The following is a 21118-nucleotide window of genomic DNA, read 5'->3' on the forward strand; positions in this document are numbered from 1 at the left end:
GCCATCCTCGCCACTCAGATTGGCGCTCTGCGACGCCCCTCTCTTTCCTGCCGGACAGAGGGGGCGCCGTAGAATGCCAGCAAGAGAATTTCTGATGCGGACAGCGATTTGACCACCAGCCCCCTCCTCGACGCGTCAGGCGTCGCCAAGAATTACGGCGCGGTCGCGGCACTGCGCAACGCGTCGCTCTCCGTGCTGCCGGGCGAGGTGCATGCGCTGATGGGCGCCAATGGTGCGGGCAAGTCGACGCTGGTGAAGATCCTGACCGGCGCCATATCGGCCAATGCCGGGCGCATCCTGATCCGGGGCGAGGCGCGCGACATACGCTCGCCCGCCGCCGCCCGCCGCGCCGGGCTGCTGCCGGTCTACCAGGAGCCGTCGCTGATCCCCGATCTCGACGTTCTGTCCAATCTGCGGCTCACCGGCACGCCGGTCGAGCCGTTCCGCGCCTGGGTGCGCGAACTCGGCATAGCCGACCTCGACCTGCGCGACACCGCGCGCGACATTCCGCTGGCCGTGCTGCGCGTGCTCGACCTTGCCCGCGCGCTGGCCGTTGAGCCCGATGTGCTGCTGCTCGACGAGATGACGGCCGCACTCCCGGCCAACCTCGCCGAAAAGGTACTCGAAGTGGTGCGCCGCCAGGGTGACGCCGGCCGCGCCGTGATCTTCATCTCGCACCGCTTCGTCGAGATATCGGCGCTCTGCGACCGCGCCACGGTGCTGCGCGACGGCGAGACCGTCGGCGTCGTCGACATCGTGCCCGGCGTCGAGGAAAAGATCGTCGAGCTGATGCTCGGCACCCGCATCGTCAAGACGCATGTCGCCGCCCGCAGTGCCGCCGAGAAGGCCGCGCCCGCCCCTGCCCGGCCGCGCATCGCCGTGAAAAACCTGCGCGTCGGCACCAAGCTCAACGACGTCTCCTTCGATCTCGGGGATGGCGAGGTCGCCGGCGTGGTAGCGTTGGAAGGCCAGGGCCAGGACGAATTGTTTTCCGCCCTTGCCGGCTCGATCCGGCCTTCCGGCGGCACGATCGAGGTCGATGGCCACCCGGTGAAATTTTCGCATCCGATCGACGCCATCCGATCGGGCATCGCCTATGTGCCGGGCGACCGTTCCGAGGCGCTCGCCATGCAGCGTTCGGTGCGTGAAAACATCGCGCTGCCCTTCAGCGCCGCGCTGCGCAACTGGGGCCCCATTCCCATGCGCCGCGAGCGCGCGAAGGTGCTCAGCGCCATCGAGCGGCTGCAGATCGACACCCGCGCTCAAGGCGAGGTGCAGCGCCTGTCCGGCGGCAACCAGCAGAAGGTGACCATTGCCCGCTGGATCGCGGCCGACGCCCGCACCATCCTGTGCTTCGACCCGACGCGCGGCATCGATGTCGGCACCAAGCAGGAGATCTACAAGCTGCTGCGCGAGCTTGCCGGCCACGGCAAGTCGGTGCTGTTCTACACCTCCGAACTCGAAGAGGTGCAGCGCGTCTGCGACCGCGTCATCGTCATCTTCGGCGGCCGCCTTGTCGACATCTTCCCGGTCGAGGAGGCCGACGAGCCGGCGCTGATGCGCGCCGCCTACGGCCTGCCGCGCGGCGCCAAGGCCGATGTCGGCATCCTGGCGGCCCCCACTGCCAACGCCTCCGATGCGCCGGAGGCAAAGCCATGAACCATTTCCTGCGCCGCCAGGGCTGGGTCATCGGCCTGTTCGCCCTCCTCGTCGTCCTGTTCATCGCCACCAGGATCATCCAGCCCGCCTATGGCAGCGGCGATTTCGGCTCGCTGGCGCGGGCCGTGCTGCCCTACGCTTTCGCCGTCGCCGCGCAGACGGTGGTGGTCATCGCTGGCGGCATCGACCTCTCCGTCGCCGCCATGATGGCGCTGACCAGCGTCACCGCCGCCTCGATGATGGCGGGTGCATCGGAAGAATACGCGCTGTTCGTCGTGCCTTTCGTGCTGGCCATGGGTTTTGTCCTCGGCGCGCTCAACGGCGTCCTGATCGTCGTCACCCGCGTGCCCGACATCGTCGTCACGCTCGCCATGCTGTTCGTGCTGCAGGGCGCGGCCCTTCTGGTGCTCGACGCGCCGGGCGGTGCCGCGGCCGAATGGCTGAAGGCGCTGATCTCCGGCACCGTGCCGATACCGGGCCTGCCCGACGCCATCGACGCCTGGCTGCCCAAGGCGCTGCTGGTGCTCATCGTCTGTCTCGCCATCATCTGGATACCGCTTCGGCGCTCGCGCCTCGGCCTCTCCATCTACGCCATCGGCTCCAGCGAGCTGGCCGCGTTCCGCTCAGGCGTGCCGGTCAAGCGCACCCGCATCATCGCCTATGCGCTGTCGGGCCTGTTCGCCGCCTTTGGCGGGTTGGCGCTGACCATGAGCACCGGCATCGGCGCGCCCATCCCCGGCCCCTATCTCCTGGCCAGCGTCGCCGCCGTGGTGCTGGGCGGCGTGGCGCTCGGCGGCGGCAAGGGCGGCCTGCTCGGCCCGATCATCGCCGTCTTCGTGCTGCGCCTGGTGCGCACGGATCTCACCTTGCTCGCCATCGACCCCAACGTCACCGCCATCATCGAAGGCGCCATCATGGTCGCCGTGGTGATGTTCGGAGCGTTCATCACCATGCGGAGCCGGCAACAATGAGCAACGCCGCGACTGTTCCCCAAACCGTCCCCTTCGGCCGCCGCCTGAAGCGCTTCATGGCCGACCGGCCGCTGGTGCCGCTGATCATCCTGCTCGTCATCCTGGTGGTGATCCTGCAGCTCCTGCGCCCCGGCATCGTCAACGAGCGCTGGATCGCCAACACCATCAAGTTCGCCATTCCGCTGGCGATCCTGGCTGGCTGCCAGACCATGACCATGCTGACCGGCGGCATTGATCTCTCGGTCGGCACGGTGGCGACGATGAGCGCCTTCATCATGGCGACGCAAATCGTCAACCAGGACCCGGCCATCGCCTTCCTGCTGGCGATGATGCCGGCGGTGCTGATCGGCCTCGTCAACGGCATCGGCGTCGGCGTCTTCCGCGTCCACCCGCTGATCATGACGCTGGGCACCAGCCTGATCGGCACCGGCTGCCTGCAGGTCTACCAGCGCACGGTGATCGCGTCGGGCGCCAAGATCCCCGACTTCCTGGCCTGGCTCGGCACAGGCGTCACCCGCCTGCCGGACGCATGGGTGCCTTCGGAGGCGGCGCGCCAGTGGTTGACCGACGCCGGCATCGGTTTCAGCTTCCCCAACGCGCTGCTGCTCTACGTGCCGCTGGCGGCCCTGATCGTCTTCACGCTGGCGCGCACCGGCTTCGGCCGCCTGCTCTACGCCGTCGGCGACAATGAGCGCGCGACCCGCCTGTCGGGCGTGCAATACTGGCAGGTCATCACCGCGCTCTACATCACGTCAAGCGTGCTCGCCGGCATCACCGGCCTGCTCTATATCGGCCTGATCAAGGCCCCGTCCCTGTCGCTCGCCGAACCCCTGGTCCTGCCCTCGGTCGCCGCCGCCGTCATCGGCGGCACCTCCATCTTCGGCGGCCGCGGCGGCTACACAGGCACCATCATCGGCGCCCTGATCCTGACCGTGCTGACGACGCTGCTGACGATTTTGCAGATGCCGGAGGGGGCAAGGCGAATTCTGTTCGGGCTGATCGTGCTGTTCGTGACGGCGGCCTATTTGCGGATTGTGGAGGAAAGGTAGGGGAAACGGCTCACTTTGGGCCGTATCCTGACGGTCTGCTTCTAGGAAGCGCTCGTCGGTAAGCTGCCGTTCGAGTTCACAGTCATCGGGCAAAGTTTGCCTCGTCAGCTGACGACCCCATCCTCGTCGTTCGCGAGCGAACCGCACCATTCTGATACCGGCAGTTCATCAGGCGGACGACGAACTGGGCTCGAGGTCGGCCTGGAACCTGTGCTGCGGTTAAGGCAGACGACGTGTTGATCGCGGTCGACAACTAGGTCGGCGAATTGGAAATGAACCGCAACTCCAGCAAATCTGCGTTAGAGCAAAATTGCACGCCGGCTTACAGGCTGTGCGCGGCAGAGCCAATTCCCTTGCGATGTCGCCCCGCTTACGACAGGATTGCCGCAACTTGAGGTTAACCTATGACGCCAGACACCTTGCGGCCCGACCACCTGCCACTCGACGCTCCGCCCGTGCAATACCTGAACCTGGACCCTTCGCTTTATGTCCGCGATGATATCTGGCAGCAGGAACGGGGCGACATCTTCGCGCGCACCTGGCAGTTCATGGGGCCTGCCGCCTCGGTCGCGACATCAGGTCAATACCTTGCCATCGACATCGCTGGCACGCCGGTCTTCGCCATCCGGGGCCGGGACGGGACCTTGCGCGGATTTAAGAACGTCTGCCGCCACCGGGGGGCGAAACTTCTGGCCGATGGCGCGGGCAAATGTGGGCTGATCGTTTGTCCCTATCACAAATGGTCCTTTGCCGACACCGGACGGCTGGTGCAGGCCCCATGGTATGGCAAGGATCCCGCGATCATCGCCGAAGACTGGCCACTGGAGACGGTGCAGTTGTCCGAATGGCGCGGGCTGCTCTTCGCGGCACTCGACCCGAAGGAAAGCCTTCTGGATCAACTTGGCTCTCTGCCCGCCGAACTGGAGGACGAGCCGTTGGAGACCTATGCCGCCACCGATCAGGCCACTGTCAGCTTTGCGGCGAACTGGAAGATCTACACCGACAATTTCGTCGAAGGCTACCACATCCCTGGCACGCATCCCTCGTTTTACGCTGCCATCGACTTCGAAGCCTTCCAGACCACCGCCCATCCCGGTTATGTCCGGATGACCGCACCGCCGAAAGACGGTCTGTTCTATCGCGGCAAATGGCTTTGGATGTGGCCGAACTGGACGCTGTCGCTTTTCGATGGCGGCATGAACGTTAGCCGGATCAACCCGACCTCACCGCATCACACAGACCAGCACTACCATTTCTTCTTTGCCGACACCTCCGCGGAAGCATCCGAGAGCAGGGCGAAATCCGTGCAAGGCACCCTGGCCGTGGTACGCGAGGACTATACCATCTGCGCCGATACGCATCGCAACTATGCCGCGGGAGCCTATAGCTCCGGCCCGCTCTCGGGGCGGCATGAGCGGGGAGTGCAGTATTTCCAGGAACGGGTCGCTGCGGCACTGGGGCTGTGACCGCCCTGGCGTGCGCGGGGTCGGATTACCGTTCGTTAACCAATGGGACACGGTGGCTCACGTGCAGGTGCGGCCTTCACCCCTAGGAAACCGTTGCCGGGCTACCAACTCCATCCATTGGAGATTGCCATGGCCGCTGAGACGACGACTGCGAACGCGCTTGAAATTCGTGGGCTCTACAAAAGCTTCGACAAGCCTGCGGTGGCTGGCCTCGACCTGACCGTCAGGGCGGGAGAGTTTTACGGCCTTCTTGGCCCAAATGGCGCCGGAAAGACAACGACGCTGCGCATGGTAGCTGGGCTGCTGCAACCGGATGCGGGAACGATCACCATTGCAGGTCGCGACGCGCTCCGAAGCCCCATCGAAGCCAAACGCATCATTGCCTGGATATCGGACGAACCGATGATCTACGATAAGCTCACGCCATTCGAATATCTCGAATTCGTCGCCGGTCTGTGGAGCGTCAAGGCAAGCACGGCACAGGAACGGGCAAGGCAGCTGTTCGATCTGCTGGACTTGACGCCGTATGCACACACGCATTGCAGCGGCTTTTCGAAGGGCATGCGACAGAAGGTGGCGTTGGCTGGAGCATTGGTCCATGACCCGGAAATCATCATCCTCGACGAGCCGCTGACCGGCCTTGATGCCGGCTCGGCGCGTCAGGTCAAGCGGGTGTTGCGCGAACGCGTCGATGCCGGCGCAACGGTCATAATGACGACGCACATTCTGGAGGTGGCCGAACGCATGGCTGAGCGCATCGGAGTCATTGCCAAGGGTAGGCTGATCGCCGAGGGCACTTTCGAGCAACTGCGGCGGCAGGCCGGCCATGGGGTGGGAACCCTAGAAGATACCTTCCTGGCTCTGGTGGCCGAAGCGGCATGAGCGCCCATCCCGCAACGATCGGTTGGCTGGCGGCACATGAATTGCGCCTCTCGTGGCGCGACTGGTTTTATCTCTTCACTGCAGGCAAGAAGGGGCGTTCGCGCGGGTTAGGCATACTCTTGATAGTCGGCGTGCTGCTCGCGCATGCCTTTGCTCTATTTGTGATTGGGCGTTTCACCGCCGCCGATTTTCCCGTTTCGCGCGCCAACTATCTACTGCTGACCAGCGGTGTTCTGCTCTATTTCTTCCTGATGACCTCGCAGGCGATGGAGGCGGCGACCCGTGTGCTGTATGCCCGCGCCGATCTGGAATTGCTGCATTCATCCCCGGTGGCGCTGCGGCGGGTCTTTGTCGTGCGCCTGACGATGATCGCGATTTCGATCGCCACAATGGCGATGCTGATCGCATCGCCTTTCATCAACGTCTTGGCTTGGCGCCACGGAGCTCAATGGCTGGCCGCCTATGGCGTGGTGTTCGCGACGGGGTGCGTTGCAGCTACTTTGGCCATCACGCTAACGGCGTTTTTATTCAACGTCGTCGGCCCACGGCGCACGCGATTTGCCGCCCAGTTTGTGGCCGCAATCGTCGGCGCGCTGTTCGTCATATCTCTGCAGGTCATCGCTATCTTCACGACCGACACGCTCTCGCAATTAGCGGTCTTGCGGGACGAGTGGGTAATCGCGCTTTCGCCGCCCGAGGACAGCCTGGTGTGGTGGCCGGCGCGGGCCGTGCTTGGCGACGGCGTGAAGCTGGCCTGGGTGCTTGGCTGTGCGGTGGCTTTGGCCGCCGCCGCCATTGCAGTTTTCTCATGGCGTTTCGTGCGCTACACGGCGCTCACCGCCAACATTGGCGAAAGCGGTTTGATCCGCCAAGGCAAGGCAGCGTCGTTTCGTCTGATGTCGCCGGGACACGCCTTGCGTTCAAAGGAATGGACATTGTTGCTTCGCGATCCTTGGCTCATATCGCAAAGCCTGATGCAACTGCTTTACATGCTGCCACCCGCGATATTGCTGTGGAAGAGTTATGGCCACGGCACGGACGCTCTGGTTCTGATCATCCCCGTGCTGGTGATGGCATCCGGGCAGTTGGCCGGCGGCCTGGCCTGGCTTGCCATTTCCGGTGAGGATGCACCCGATCTGGTGGCAACCGCGCCGGTCACCGCGACAAGCATCATACGCGCAAAGGTCGAGGCGGTTTTGCGCGCAATCATAGTCGTCGTCGCCCCATTCGTCCTGGCTTTCGCATTGGTTTCGACGCGACACGCGCTGGTTCTGGCAGCCGGCTCGGCACTGGCCGCGATCTCGGCGACGATGATCCAGCTTTGGTTCCGCGCGCAGGCGCGGCGTGCCCAATTTCATCGTCGCCAGACCTCCTCGCGGATCGCTACGTTCGCCGAAGGGTTTTCGTCGGTCGGCTGGGCAGGCACAGCCGCCCTCTACGCTGGTGGCATTACAACGGCCAGCGTTGTTGCCGGGATTCTGACCGTACTGACGCTGGTGGTAGCTTATTTTGCCGCGCCAAAAGCGACGGGATAGGTAAATCCGAGTTGTCTCCGACAATCATCTTCGTCCAAAGTCCGACTCCAGCAATCGCACTCAATGACCGCTTGCGGAAAATGGAAAAGCTGACTTCAACGGCTTACATGAGGCGCAAAGCGGACCTTGAATTAGCGCGGGCGCGCGACGCCTCGGCCCACAACACACTTATTTAAGTCCGACCCTGGGCTTGCTTCTTGCTGTTAAGCAAGCGTCGGCTGATGGCCAACTTCGCCCCGCCTCTCAACCACCCCGCACCATCCGCCCAATCCCCTCAGCCCCCCTGCTCCCCCACCCAGAACCAGGGATCCTCCTCCTCCACCTCGACAAACCGCGCCCCTGCTATCCTTGCCGCCAGATACCGCCCGGCCTCAGCCCTCACCGCCCGGTCACCCTTGCGGTGGAGCACCAGCGTCTTGGCCGAGACTTTGACGGCAACGGCCGCACATCGGCGTCGCGCAGCGCTTGCAGCAGGCCGACGACCGCGCGGGGCTGGAGGCGGCTCTAAGCAGGCCGGCCCACCAGGCGCGCGCTGGCGGTAGGAGGCGACGCCTAGAGCAATTCCAGGAAAAGTGTGTAACGGTTTTCCGTCCGGAATTGCGTAAAAACAAATAGTTAGAGCGGTTCTGCGATTCCGTGAAACGCTGACCCGCTCTAGCGCGAAGGTTTCGATTTCGGCCGGGGCGCCCCAGTCGGCGAGCAGGAACCCCACAGAACGAGGCCGCTCAGCCGGTCGGAGTGGTCGACGGCAAAGCGGATGCAGCCCGGCCCCCTCCGAGGCGCCGACCAGCAGCGCCGGCTGCCGGAGGCATCCATCACGAACCCGCTTCCAAATCCTGCCCCGCTCCACCTCAAAAAGGCAGGAGCAACGGAACCAGGATCACGCTCACGATCAGCACGATGAAGGAGAAGGGAACGCCGATGCGGACGAAATCCCCGAAGGAGTAGCGCCCCGGCGCGACCACCAGCGTGTTCACGGGCGAGGAAACCGGCGTCATGAAGGCTGTGGAGGCCGCCAGCGCGACGGTCATGGCGAATGGATAGGGGGACACACCCAGTTCGTGCGCCACGGCAAGGGCGACCGGAGCCATCAGCACCGCGGTTGCCGTGTTCGAGATGAACATGCCCAGGGCAGCCGTGATGGCGAAGAGCATGGCAAGGACAATGCTGTTTCCCGCCCCGGCGGTGAGCGTCTTCAGGCCTTCCGCCGCCAGGTCGACGCCGCCGGTTCGCTCCAAGGCGACGGAAAACGGCAGCATGCCGACGATCAGGATGATCGTCTTCCAGTCGATCGATCGATAGGCGCTCGCGAAGTCGACGCAGCCGAGCACGCCCATGAGCAGGCAGCCGATGAGCGCCGCCTGCACATTCGGCACGATGCCGCTGACCATCAGGCCGATGACGAAAAGCAGACAAATCACCGCGTGCAACGACTTTCCGGGGACCGGAAGCCGTTCCTCGATCTCGACGGGCAATTTGATGACCACCAGATCCTTCGTATCGGTCCGATACCGCTCGATTTCCTTCCAGGATCCGATCACCAGCAACGTATCGCCGGTCTGAAGTCTCTCGGCCAGGAGATTGTCCGTGTGCGGGCCGTCGCCGCGGTTCAGGCCGACGGCCGTCAACCCGAACCGGGTCCGCAGCTCGGCCTCCACCACCGTCTTGCCGATGAGTTCCGACGTCGGCGGCACGATGGTCTCCGCCATGCCGATCTCTTGTGACCGATCCGCGAAATAGCCGCCGCTCAATGGCAGGTCTTCCAGGGCCATCCGCGCCCGGAGCTCGTCGAATTGACCGCCGGGAGCCGTCAGGTCGATCAGGAGAATGTCGCCGGCCTGCAACTCCGTGTTGATGGCCGGCCTGAGAATTTCCTTTCGGAACTTGTGACTACGCTCGATCGCCAGGATGTTGGCGCCCGATGTGCTTGGCAGGTCCAACCGCTCCAGATTCTGTCCGACCAGGGGAGACCGGTCGGAAATCTTCACCCGCCGCTCTCGATGAGCGAGCTTGTATTCGTCCACCCAGGCCCCGAACGTCGCCTGTTGGGATGCTTTCGGCTCGTTTTCGCCAGGCAGCCAGCGTCGGGCAAAGATCATGTACACGATCGCAAGACCAAGAACCGGAAGGCCGAACGGCGTGAAACTGAAGAAGCCGAAGCCCGGCACGCCGTGCCGCTCGAGCTCGCTGTTGACGACAAGGTTGGGCGCGGTGGCCACGAGGGTCATCATGCCGCTGATGAGGGCAGCGAAGCTGAGCGGCATCATCAGCCGTCCCGGGCCTATGCCGGTGCTTTGCGAAATACGCAGGACGACGGGAATGAAAATCGCGGTTACCGCCGTCGAACTCATCGTCGCCCCCAGCGAGCAGACGACCAGCATGAGGAGCACGGTCAGCCGGAGCTCGCTTGATCCCGCTGTTGCAATGAGCCAGTCGCCGAGCTGCTGGGCGACACCTGTCCGCACCAATCCGTCGCCGATGACAAAAAGAGCCGCGATGAGGACGATGTTCGGATCGCTGAAGCCCGCCAGCGCCTCTCCCATCGAAAGCACGCCGGTAAAAGGCAGCGCCACCAGCATGATAAGCGCGACGGCGTCCAGCCTTGGCTTGTTGACCGCGAACATGACAATCGCGGAGACCAGCAGGGCGAGGACGAGCCCGAGTTCTGCATTCATTTTGCATCCCCGTTCAATGGCAACCAACCCGCCCGGGCGATTTCCTCAATTGAAGGCATCTTGGCTCGTTGTTGGCGGTCGGCGGCGGAATGGAAGGCGTTCGGTCAGCGAAGGCTATCCGAGAGTCGAGATTCCCACCAGCAGGGCTTATGCACCGACACCAAGGGAAGACTGCCTTCAAGGACAGATGCTTCAGCGTATCGGAACCGCGGAGACTGATACGTCGACATGCATGCCGGTCGGATCTGCGGCGCTGCCGACAAAGCCTCCCGAGATTGGAAGGGCCTGCGAGGCTTCGCGGGTCACCCCCACGCGGATCAGGTTGGCGCCCGCGACCAGCCCGTTGGTCGGGTCGTACTCGACCCAGCCGGCGCCCGGAAGATAGACACCGCACCAGGCGTGCGTACTGCCGCCTCCGCGCGTCGTGCCGGAAGTGTCGTCGTAGAGGTACCCGGTGACGAAGCGGGTGGCCAGGCCGAAGCTTCGCAGCGCCTCCATCATCAGGACAGCGAAGTCGCGGCAGGTACCGGTGCCGAGCTCGATTGTCTGGGCGGCTGTCTGCGTGCCTTCCTCATGGCGGGCGCCGTAGCGGAACTGCCGCTGGATGGCGCGAGTCATCGCCTCCAATACCTTCAACGTGTCCGTGCCGCCGGCCTCGGCGACCACGCGTCGCGCCCAGGCCTCGACCTTGCAGTCCGCGTCCGGCATTTGCAGTTCGGTCAGACGCCCCAGGTCAGCGGTTTCGCTCTGGTCGTAGGAGAGCGGGAATTTTTCGGCCGCGGGCTCAAGGCTGTATTGCGGCAGTGGCGGGCCTTCGGGATGATGCGTCAAGTCCAGCGTCGAGACGATGCTTAGACGTTTGGTCCTGAGCGTTTCGGGCCATTCGACGAAACAGATGGAATTGTCGAATGTGTCGTGCTTCCAGTGGATGGAGGCTGGCTCCGGCTCGATCTTGAGGTCGGCGTGATGCAGTCTCAAATCGTGGCTGTCGTCTGGCCGCACCATCAGCCGGTGGCGCAGGAGGCCGACCGGATTGCGGTAGGTGTACTCGGTCGTATGGACAATCTTGATTCGGGCCATTTGGCGTCCGTCCCGGCTCCGAATGGTCTGTTCGGCTTCTGATCTCTGCGTACAGCTATTTCGCGGCATGGCCAAGGCGATCGATCGGAAGCAAGGGATAGGGGGCGCCCATGTCCGGTTCATTCCCTGGCGCAACCGAGGCCGCCTGCCCATCGAGCTCTTGACGAGAACCGGTGCGCCTGTTTGAGACACTAGGGCAAATGGGGCAATCGCTCCATGGGGAGATGAGCAGGGCAAGCTGTGAAGCGCTTTTTTCGATTGCTTGCCGCTGTGGTCATGGTCTCCGGGGTGGCCGGGTGCACCAGCGTTTCCTACTACGCGCAGTCGCTGGAAGGCCATGCGCGGATCATGGCGGCGCGCAAGAATGTCGGAAGGCTCATCCACGACCCCTCGACGCCGGAGGCATTGCGCGCGAAGTTGACGTCGGCGAGCGCCATACGTCGCTTTGCCACGGATGAGCTGGCGCTGCCCGACAACAGCAGCTATCGAAGCTATGTCGACATCGGACGGGACAATGTGACCTTTGCGGTTTTTGCCGCGCCGCAATTCTCGCTCACACCCATAACATGGTGCTTTCCGGTCTTCGGCTGCGTTCCGTACCGGGGTTACTTTTCCCAGAAAGCAGCGGCTGAAAGCGCCGGCGACCTGCAGCGGAAGGGGCTGGACGTCTACGTCTCGGGCATCACCGCCTATTCCACGCTGGGCTGGTTCAGCGACCCGCTGCTCAGCACCATGCTGCGTCAGGACGACACCTATATTGCGGGCCTTATCTTCCATGAGCTGGCGCATCAGAAAATCTATGTGAACAACGACTCCGCGTTCAACGAGGCGTTCGCTGTTGCCGTCGAAACCAGCGGCGTGAGGAAATGGCTGCGGGTCACCGGCAATCGCGCCGGATTGCGCCGCTACGAGGTCGGCCGCAAGCGCAGTGCGGATTTTCTCGGACTCATCGCGCAAACGCGCGACGAGTTGCGGCAGGTCTACGGAAGTCCCCGCGCCCCGCGGCAGATGGCTGCCGCCAAGACAGCCGTGATCGACAGACTGCGGGTGCGCTACCGGCAAATGCGTGACGGGCGCTGGGCCGGATACCGCGGATACGACGCCTGGTTCAACAGCCCCATCAACAACGCAAAGCTCGCCGCGACGTCCGTCTACGGCGAACAGGTCCCGGCGTTCCTTCGCCTGCATGATTTGTGCTCCGGCGACTATCCAAGGTTCTATGCGTCCGTTCGGCGGATCGCGGCCTTGCCCGAGCCTTCCCGTGCGCAGGCACTGAGGACCGCGACGACGTGTAATTGACGTCGCGGCGGCCGGCCTCGCAAGCGCGGCCCCGACCAATGCCTGATATGGCCGACACGCGCGGAAGCGGGCCTGCCCTCACCGTGCGCCCGCCATCGCCGCGATCGTCTCCAGCAGTTGCCGCTGCTCCCCCACCCAGAACCAGTGATCCTCCCCCTCCACCTCGACAAACCGGGCTCCCGCGATCCGCGCCGCCAGGTACCGCCCGGCCTCGATGCGCACGGCGTGGTCGCCGGTGCGGTGCAGGACCAGCGTCCTGGCCGAGACTTTTGACAGCAGCGGCCGCACATCGGCATCGCGCAGCGCCTGCAGCAGGCCCGCCACCGCGCCGGGGCTGGAGGCGGCCCTGAGCAGGCCGGCCCACCAGGCGCGCGCCTGGCGATCCCGGGCGACACTCGGCGCGAAAGTCTCGATTTCCGCCGGGCCGCCCCAGCCCGCGAGCAGGCGCCGCTGCCACAGATCGTATTGCGCCGATGTCAGCGCGAAGGGGTAGTCGGGCGCGTGGCTGCCCTTGGCGAGCGAGCCCCACAGAACCAGGCCGGTCAGCCGGTCGGGGTGGTCGACGGCGAAGCGGATGCAGCCCGGGCCGCCCTCCGAGGCGCCGACCAGCAAGGCTTTGCGGCTGCCGGCCGCGTTCATCACCGCCAGAATGTCGCGCGCCGTCGCCTCGACGGTCGGGCGGGCGCCGACGCGGTCGGACAGGCCCATGCCGCGCCGGTCGAACAGGATCAGGCGGCCAAGCCGCGACACCGCGCTGAGCCAGGCGCGGCAGCTCCTGTCCTCCCAGATGCGCTCGACATGCGAGATGAAGCCCGGCACCAGCACGATATCGGCCGGGCCGTTGCCGACGGTCTGGTAGGCGATATGGATGCCGTCCACCTCGACATAGCAGGTCCTGGGCATCTCCAGTTCGGGGTCGGGCGTCGGCGCGCGCAGCAGGGCGAGCGTGGCCGGGTCCGGCGCCACGCCGAGTTCGTCGCGCAGCAACCGCATGCAGGTTTCGCCCTGGCGCTCGGCCGCCGCCCTGTCGCCGGCCGCCAGATGGGCGCGGATCAGGTGGCGGTGCGCGCTTTCGCTCAAGGGGTCGAGGGCGGCAAGCCGCGTCGCGTGGACTACAGCGCCGCGCGGTTCGCCCCCGGCGATCTTGGCTTCGACCAGCCGCTCCAGCGCCTGCACCAGCCGGCTGCGCAAGGCCTCGCGGCGAAAGAAAACCCATTCCTCGAATTCGGGACAATCCGGCAGCGAGAAACCGGCGAGATAGTCGCCGGTGTAGAGGTCAGCGGCATCGTCGAGAAGCCCGGCGTCGCAGGCGTGGTCGAAAGCCCGGGAGTCGGCCTCGACCGACAGCGCCGGGCGCAGGCTCAGCGATGCCGCGCTGGCGGATATGACTTCCTCGCCGAACGCGACGCGGATCTTGTAGAGCGTGCGCCGCAGGCGGGCGCGGGCGGCTTCCGCGTCGGCCTCGGGCCACAGCAGCGTGGCGGCGACGTCGCGCGCCACCGGCCCGCCGGCCTCGGCGAGGTAGATGACCAGCGCCGCCGCCTTGCGCAAGGCAAGCTCTATCGGCCGCCCGTTCAGCCGGAACTCCGGAAAACCCAGAAGTCTGAGTTGTATCAGCTCCATCGATCCGCACGCGGCCGGGCAAGGGTTTTCAGAGGACGTTGAGGGGACGCCGGCCTTCTATCCCCGGTTTCGAGCCGATCCGGCCCGATCAACTCCCTTGGAGCGAGAAATGTCACCGGTCAATACATCAAGCCATCGCACATCAGAACCGCTAGCCGGCGCCCCTGCCGCCGGGCATGGAGGCTGAACCATGTGCCAGACCTGCCTTTCCTGGTACGCGCGCTGCGTCGCCCCTTACTTCGTCCACGCCGGCTGTTCGGCCGGTGCCTTTTCGCGGATGCGCGGGCGCGTGATCCCGCGCGCAAAGGGAATTGTCGTCGAGGTTGGCTTCGGGTCCGGCCTCAACCTTCCCTATTACGACCCCGCCAAAGTGGAATGGCTGATCGGCGTCGATCCCGACGGCACGATGCTCGGCCTTGCCGGACCCAGGAGCCGTGGCTTGCCATTCCGGGTCGAGTGCCTGCGGGCGAGCGGCGAAAGCCTGCCACTGGCCGATGGCCTCGCCGACACGGTCGTCGTCACCTATGCTTTCTGCACCATTCCCGACCCTGAAGCCGCGCTCGGCGAAATCCGGCGCATCCTGAAGCCCACGGGCCAGCTGATCTTCATCGAGCACGGCCAGGCCGAGGGAAAGTGGTGCCGCCGCTGGCAACAGCGGCTCAACGGGCTATGGGGGCGTCTCGCCGGCGGCTGCCACCTCAACCGCGATCCGCTAAGCCTGATCCGCGCCGCCGGCTTCAGCCTCACCGAACAGCAGCACGGGCGTTTCCCCCTGCCCCTGTGGCAATTGGGCAGCCATCACGCCGGCATTGCGACACCCTCCGCGGGTTGACGGGCCGGTGACGTCAAGCTTGCCGGCGTCCGCCCACCTCACCAAAAACCCACCAGCGACCTCAGTATCGCCGCGGGACCGATCGCTTTCCGGCAGATTTTGCGAAATCCGGCCCGGCCCGTCGCCTCGAGCACATCATCGTCGATGTCGCGCAGGATGCGGCGCGCATTGCGCCATCCGATCCTGGCAAGCGCCGATGCCAGATCCGCGCGCGCGGGATCGAACGGCCCCTGATTGGCGGCCGGATCGGCGGACCGGTCGATGTCATTGCTTGCGCCCATCGCGTAGCGGGGGACCGTCACCGAGGCGCCGGCGTCGAAAGGCGAGGTCAAATCGAGAAAACGGGACATCGAACTCAGGCAAAGGGCCGGCGTGGAAACGAGCTGCTCATAACATACGAAATGCACCGGCGCGCCGGTGCGGCGCAGGGCTTCCATGGCAAAGTAGAACTGGTTCCAGTAGTCGGCGGGCGTGCGGAACCTGTACTCCATCTGGCCCGGCCGCGTAAAATCCTGCCTGATTTCCAAAGGCCTGTTCAGGAACGGACCGAGATGTCTGGCCGGCCTGAAAATGCTGCTGTTCCTGGTGAAACGGAACCATGACAGAAGCTGGGTAATGGGGTCCTTGCTCATCACGATGATAGGCAAGCCGCCATATCCGAGGTCGCGCCCGCTCATCAGCGCCGGAAATATCCCATGCTTCCAAAAGCCCTGGTCGAAGACGACAGGCACGCCGAGATGGGTTTGGACAAGGTGCTTGGCGAGATTTGTGCCGGATCTCGGCGTCCCCATGATGCGCACCCGGGCGGCATTGCCGCCAGGCTGCCTCTGGGGTCCGTCGGGGGCTGAACGCGTCATGGCCGTCTCACAGCGCCAGGCTCCCCTGCTCCGCCTCCTCGGCATTGGGATCGCCCGGCGCCGTGGCCCAGGCGAGTTCGACCAGTGTCACGGTGCGCTTTCCCGTGCCGTCGATCTGGCAGACGATGAGGCCTTGCTCCTCGATATAGGTCAGGAGGCGCCGGGCGCGGCGCAGCGAGTGCGAACCATAGGCGCGCGCGATCGCGGCGTCGCTCGGGCACGGCCAGCCCTCCTTCGCGGCACGCGCGATCATCATGAACACGCCCTGCATATCGTCGGGCAGCAGCGAGGCGCGGACGGAAACGTCCCGCCACGCGTCATCCTGCGTCGTCTCGGAGCCGAGGCCGGCGCGCGCGCGCGTCAGCATGCGGCGGAACTCCGGCAGATCCGGCACCACCGAGGCGAGGCCCTCGATGCGGCAGCGTACCACGAATTCCTGGTAGAGCACCCCGATGACGCGGAAACCCGCGTCGGGTTGCGCGAGAATGGCGCGCAGCACGCGGTCGACCCGTTCGCGCCGATCGGCCAGATCCTCGGCGCTGATCTGCGGCTCCGGCGGTTCGGGGCGGATTTCGAGCGCCGCCGACTTCGCCGCCATCAGCTGGTCGAGCAGATCCGGCGACGCCACCCGGCGCGGCGCGCGCACCGTCTCGGGCGGCGGCGCCGCCAGGATGATCGCGCGGGCGTCCTCAAGCGCTGCCTCCGGCATCGCCATCAGCCGCGGCGTGCCGTTGCGCGGGCTGGTGTCGGTCGGCCCGATACGCAGGCCGAGCGGACGGCGCGACAGCGCCGGCCCCAGCGCCATGAACTGCCCGCGCTCCAGATCGCGAAAGGCTTCCGCCTGGCGCCGCTCCATGCCGAGCAGATCGGCGGCGCGCGCCATGTCGATGTCGAGGAAAGTCCGGCCCATGAGGAAATTCGACGCCTCGGCGGCGACATTCTTGGCGAGCTTGGCCAGACGCTGCGTGGCGATGATGCCGGCCAGCCCGCGCTTGCGGCCGCGGCACATCAGATTGGTCATGGCGCCGAGCGAAAGCTTGCGCGCCTCGTCGGAGACCTCGCCGGCCACCGCCGGCGCGAACAGCTGCGCCTCGTCCACCACCACCAGCATCGGATACCAATGGTCACGGGCGACCTCGAACAACCCGCCGAGAAAGGCGGCGGCGCGCCGCATCTGGTTCTCCGCGTCGAGCCCTTCGAGGTTGAGAACGGTGGAGACGCGGTGGATGCGTGCCCGCTCGCCGGCCGCCTGCAGGCCGCGCTCGGTATGCTCCTCGGCATCGATCACCAGATGGCCGTAGCGCTCGCCGAGCGAGACGAAGTCGCCTTCGGGATCGATGATGGTCTGCTGCACCCAGGGCGCGCTCTGCTCCAGGAGACGGCGCAAGAGATGCGACTTGCCGGAGCCGGAATTGCCCTGCACCAGAAGGCGGGTCGCCAGCAGTTCCTCGAGATCGAGGTTGGCTGGGGCGCCCGCCGTGGTGTGTCCCATCTCGATCGCAACGGTCATGTCTCGACTCAAAAAGGTCTCCTGCGCGGCATGGGGCTTACCAACCCAGGCGCTGCCCGTCGAGCACTGATGGCCGACTGCCCGGCGTTGCACACAGTTGCGAGAGACAGCGAAGGCCGGGCGAAGAGTGCGCCATCGCCTGGCCGGCCCCTGTGGATAGTAACCCCTCATTCACCATGGGCAGGCGTTCCGATTGAAGATGCCGGTCATCCGCCTAGCCTGACCCTGCATCGCGCCCCAACGGGATGCACCCAACGCCCCAAATGGCGGCCGGCGTCTTCAAGTCCCTTCGTGTATACGCCGGTCGCCAGTCTTTTCGCCAGTCGGCGGACCACCATTCGCCATTGAGCCGCCACTTTATGCCGGTTAGCATGGGCTGGGCTGATCGGGGTTGTGCATGGCGGGTTGGTGTCGCTTTGCTCTTTGCGCTGCATTGCTGCTGGCATTGCAGGCCGTTGTGCTGGCCTGGCCGGCACGGGCCGACGACGCCAAGCCGCTGCGCGGCGTGGCACTGGTCATCGGCGAATCCCAATACCGCACCCTGCCCGCGCTTCCCAACCCGGCCAATGACGCGCGCGCCGTCGCCCAGCTTCTGACCAGCCTCGGCTTCGAGGTCAGCTCCATTCCCGACGGCGACGCGCCTCGCCTGGCGCGCGGCCTCAAGCATTTCGTCGAGGACGCCGCCGGCGCTGACGTCGCGCTGCTCTACTATTCCGGCCACGGCATCGAGGCCGGCGGCGAGAATTACCTGGTGCCGGTCGAAGCGGACGCCACTTCGCTGTCCGATCCGGCGAACCGGCTGGTGCCTGTCTCCGCTCTGCTGGCTGAGCTGAAGGCCAGCGTGCCGGTGGCAATCGTGCTGCTCGACGCCTGCCGCTCGAATCCATTTCCACCGGGTGCCAGGCTGACCGCCCCGTCCGGCCCGGCGACGGTCGCGGCCGCCGGACTAGACCTGGCGCGCGGCGCGGCGCCGCTGGCGGATGCATCCGGCGCGCCGCAGAGCCTCGGCGAGGTCATCGGCTTTGCCGCCGAGCCCGGCCACGCGGCGCTGGACGGCGAGCCCGGCGGCAACAGCCCCTATGCCGCGGCGCTCTTGAAACATCTGGCCGCCGGCGGCTTCGCCTTCGGCGACGTCATGACCATGGTCGCCGAGGAGGTCTATGTGAAGACCGGCGGCCGGCAACTGCCATGGACCAACGCCAGCCTGCGCCGCCTGCTCTATTTCGGCCAGGCACCGGAAGAAACCGTCAGCGACGAGGCCTCGATCCGCTCGGCCCGGCGCAAGCTCCTGCTGACCATCGCCGCGACACCGGCTGAACAGCGCTCCATGGTCGAGACGGTGGCGGCGCAGAACGAGGTGCCTCTCGACCAGCTGTACGGCATGCTCGGCGCCTTGCAGGTCGATACGTCGGCCGGTCCCGCCGATTTGCGGGCGCAGCTTGCGGCGGGCGCACAGAAGTTGCGTGAGATCCTCGACCGGCACGACACCGAAACCAGGCAGGACCCGGAATTGATTCGGCTTTCCGGCCTTGCTGACCGCGCGCAGTCGGAAGGCGCGATCCGCCTCGCCTTGACCTTCCGGGCCAAGGCCAGCGCCCGCGCCGAGGAGATCGGCAAGGCGCTTGACGAGGCCGAGGCCGATATCAGGCAGCGCCGGCTGGAACTGGCCGACACCTTCGCCGACCATGCCCGCACCGCGATCCTCAACTTCGACTACCGCACCGCCGCGGCGCGCTACGAGGACGCCTTCCGGCAAGCCGAGCGCTGGGACCCGAAGACCGCCTTCATCTACAAGATCTTCGAAGCCGACGCGCTGACCGACCAGGGCATGATCAAGGGCGAGAACGCCGCGCTGTCGCAGGCCGTCGATGTCTACGAAGCGGCGAAGCTCCTGCCGGGCGTCACAGTCTTCACCGGCGGTCCGGCCGGCGTCGCCATCAATGAGGGCATCACCCTCACCGCGCTGGCCGAGCGCGAGAACGGCACGGCCCGTCTCGAGCAGGCGATCAAGGTCTACGAGGACGCCCTTGATTTCTTCACCCGCAAGCGCAAGCCGCAATTGTGGGCCACCGTGCTGATCAACCTCGGCAACGCCTACCACCTGATGGGCCAGCGCGCCGGCGGCATGGCCTATTATGCCAAGGCCATGGAGGCCTACCGCCAGGCAACCAAGGTCTACACGAGAAAGACCTATCCCGAAAAATGGGCGGGGCTGCAAAACAACATCGGCAACGCGTTCACCGCCCTAGGCGACGCCGCCGACCCCCAAAAGAACTACACTTCGGCGATCGAGGCCTATCATGCCGCGCTCACCGTCTGGACCCGCGACAAAATGCCGATGCAATGGGCCATGGCACTGGGCAACCTCGCCGTCGCCTTGCAGAGGCTCGGCGACGTCGGCGGCGGCACCGAGAAACTGGAAGCATCGCGGGCCGCCTTCGAGGACGTGCTCGCCTTCCGTGCTCGCGAAACCCAGCCCATGGACTGGGCCAACACGCAAAACAATCTCGGCTCGGTGCTTCTGTCGCTCGGCCAGCGCGGCAAATGCCCGGACTGCTTTACGCAGGCCCTTGCCGCCTTCGACAAGGCGCATGAGGTGATCACCCGGGAGGTTGACCCCTTCACCTGGGCAACCATCACCCACAATATGGGGAGGGCCTACCGCTTGATCGGCGACGCCGAGGCCAGCGTGCCAAGCTACCGCAAGGGGCTGGAACAGATGGACCTCGCGTTGACCGAGCTGACACGCGGCAAGTCGCCGATCATCTGGGGCAAGACCCATTCGGTGCGCGGCGAAATCCTGCTCGCCATCGGCACAAGGACGCATGACAGGGCCAGCCTGCTCGCCGCCCGTGACGCCTTCATCAGCGCGCGCGACATCTTCCGCGAGCAGCATTATGCCCCCGGTTTCGAGGGCTTCTACGAGAATGAACTCGGCCTGGTGGAACAGCAGCTCGCCCAGGCGAAATGAGCATATCCGGTCGTGCGAAGCCTTCGTCCTCGCATCAGCTTGGTCGCCATTCCGCGCCGTGCCTCAGCCAGGCTGCACCGGCGGCAGCTGAGGTGCATCCAGACCTCTGAACGGATCGCGCCAGGGCTCGATGCCTTCAAGCCGGCGATACCACCCGGCAAGCACGGGATAATCACCGAGCGGCAGGCCGGCGACATCGTTGAAAGGCAGGAACGTTGCCATGCGGAAGTCGGCATAGGAGACCCGATCCCCGACCAGCCATTGCTGGCCCCCAAGTGCGCCCTGAAGGATCGCCGCCATCTTGTGGAACAGACTCAACCCCTCCTCGACCAGTTGATGATCGATTGGGCCCAGATGATAGCGCTGCTTGGTGCCACGCTCGAAATGCACCATGTCGCAGGCCCTGGCGAAATTCTCCTTGCCCCAGCTTATCCAGCGGATCATGTCGGGCTCGTCATCGCCGGTGCGCCAGAAATCCGACCCGACATCACGCGACAGACGGCAGGCGATGGCGTCGGTCTCCCACAGGCTGCCGCCCGGCCATGCCAGTATCGGGATGGAAAGATTGGGATTGAGCGGACGATACTTGTCGGCCTGCCCTGGCGCGAACGGTGAGGCGAATTCGAAAGTCACCCGCGCCTTGAGGTGACGCGCCACCGCGACCGCCAGGCGCGGATTGGGATTGCGGCTGAAATACAGTTTCATTTCG

Annotated in this window: 15 protein-coding genes; 9 read left to right on the top strand and 6 right to left on the bottom strand. The window is 65.5% G+C overall.

What is annotated here, in order from left to right; all coding sequences use genetic code 11:
• Positions 1 to 108 precede the first annotated feature (108 nt).
• From AC1VON_RS26835 to AC1VON_RS26860, 6 genes are all read left to right on the top strand, one after another.
• On the top strand, positions 109 to 1659 hold the full coding sequence (locus AC1VON_RS26835; protein ID WP_172349567.1) for a sugar ABC transporter ATP-binding protein: 1551 nt from the start codon (positions 109 to 111) through the stop codon (positions 1657 to 1659).
• Positions 1656 to 2630, top strand: a complete 975-nt coding sequence (locus AC1VON_RS26840) for an ABC transporter permease (RefSeq protein ID WP_483125440.1) — start codon at positions 1656 to 1658, stop codon at positions 2628 to 2630. Before AC1VON_RS26835 ends, AC1VON_RS26840 begins: the two co-directional genes overlap by 4 nt.
• Positions 2627 to 3679, top strand: a complete 1053-nt coding sequence (locus tag AC1VON_RS26845; RefSeq protein ID WP_483125441.1) for an ABC transporter permease — start codon at positions 2627 to 2629, stop codon at positions 3677 to 3679. Before AC1VON_RS26840 ends, AC1VON_RS26845 begins: the two co-directional genes overlap by 4 nt.
• A gap of 404 nt (positions 3680 to 4083) precedes the next feature.
• Positions 4084 to 5145, top strand: coding sequence for an aromatic ring-hydroxylating oxygenase subunit alpha (locus tag AC1VON_RS26850; RefSeq protein WP_483125442.1), 1062 nt, complete (start codon positions 4084 to 4086; stop codon positions 5143 to 5145).
• Between the two features lie 129 nt (positions 5146 to 5274).
• A complete protein-coding gene (locus AC1VON_RS26855) occupies positions 5275 to 6027 on the top strand; it encodes an ABC transporter ATP-binding protein (protein WP_172349563.1) in 753 nt (250 codons plus the stop codon).
• Positions 6024 to 7562 carry a permease gene (locus AC1VON_RS26860; protein WP_483125443.1) on the top strand — a complete coding sequence of 513 codons (1539 nt, stop codon included), beginning with the start codon at positions 6024 to 6026 and terminating at the stop codon, positions 7560 to 7562. Before AC1VON_RS26855 ends, AC1VON_RS26860 begins: the two co-directional genes overlap by 4 nt.
• 851 nt (positions 7563 to 8413) lie before the next feature.
• On the opposite strand, the gene AC1VON_RS26865 is transcribed toward AC1VON_RS26860, so the two are convergent.
• On the bottom strand, positions 8414 to 10237 hold the full coding sequence (locus tag AC1VON_RS26865) for an SLC13 family permease (protein ID WP_483125444.1): 1824 nt from the start codon (positions 10235 to 10237) through the stop codon (positions 8414 to 8416).
• A 192-nt stretch (positions 10238 to 10429) separates the two neighbouring features.
• The gene (locus tag AC1VON_RS26870) at positions 10430 to 11317 is read right to left on the bottom strand and encodes a transglutaminase family protein (protein WP_483125445.1); all 888 of its coding nucleotides are present in this window, start codon (positions 11315 to 11317) and stop codon (positions 10430 to 10432) included.
• 276 nt (positions 11318 to 11593) lie between these two features.
• On the opposite strand from AC1VON_RS26870, the gene AC1VON_RS26875 reads away from it, so the two are divergent.
• The gene (locus AC1VON_RS26875) at positions 11594 to 12616 is read left to right on the top strand and encodes an aminopeptidase (protein ID WP_483126385.1); all 1023 of its coding nucleotides are present in this window, start codon (positions 11594 to 11596) and stop codon (positions 12614 to 12616) included.
• A gap of 78 nt (positions 12617 to 12694) precedes the next feature.
• Here AC1VON_RS26875 and AC1VON_RS26880 read toward each other — a convergent pair whose 3' ends face one another.
• The gene (locus AC1VON_RS26880; protein ID WP_483125446.1) at positions 12695 to 14239 is read right to left on the bottom strand and encodes a bifunctional AfsR/SARP family transcriptional regulator/alpha/beta hydrolase; all 1545 of its coding nucleotides are present in this window, start codon (positions 14237 to 14239) and stop codon (positions 12695 to 12697) included.
• Positions 14240 to 14429: 190 nt separating this feature from the next.
• Between AC1VON_RS26880 and AC1VON_RS26885 the strand changes: the two genes are divergently transcribed.
• A complete protein-coding gene (locus AC1VON_RS26885; protein ID WP_483125447.1) occupies positions 14430 to 15071 on the top strand; it encodes a class I SAM-dependent methyltransferase in 642 nt (213 codons plus the stop codon).
• Positions 15072 to 15109: 38 nt separating this feature from the next.
• Here AC1VON_RS26885 and AC1VON_RS26890 read toward each other — a convergent pair whose 3' ends face one another.
• Both AC1VON_RS26890 and AC1VON_RS26895 read right to left on the bottom strand, forming a co-directional pair.
• Positions 15110 to 15928: a hypothetical protein gene (locus AC1VON_RS26890; protein ID WP_483125448.1), complete on the bottom strand. Its 819-nt coding sequence runs from the start codon at positions 15926 to 15928 to the stop codon at positions 15110 to 15112.
• 7 nt (positions 15929 to 15935) lie between these two features.
• A complete protein-coding gene (locus AC1VON_RS26895) occupies positions 15936 to 17438 on the bottom strand; it encodes a helicase HerA domain-containing protein (RefSeq protein ID WP_172349558.1) in 1503 nt (500 codons plus the stop codon).
• A 397-nt stretch (positions 17439 to 17835) separates the two neighbouring features.
• On the opposite strand from AC1VON_RS26895, the gene AC1VON_RS26900 reads away from it, so the two are divergent.
• Complete coding sequence (locus tag AC1VON_RS26900; RefSeq protein ID WP_483125449.1) at positions 17836 to 20409, top strand: caspase family protein; 2574 nt, start codon at positions 17836 to 17838, stop codon at positions 20407 to 20409.
• Positions 20410 to 20472: 63 nt separating this feature from the next.
• On the opposite strand, the gene AC1VON_RS26905 is transcribed toward AC1VON_RS26900, so the two are convergent.
• Positions 20473 to 21114: a glutathione S-transferase family protein gene (locus tag AC1VON_RS26905; RefSeq protein WP_483126386.1), complete on the bottom strand. Its 642-nt coding sequence runs from the start codon at positions 21112 to 21114 to the stop codon at positions 20473 to 20475.
• Positions 21115 to 21118: the final 4 nt, after the last annotated feature.

The sequence above is a fragment of the Mesorhizobium sp. HAY1-8B genome (genome assembly GCF_056868045.1).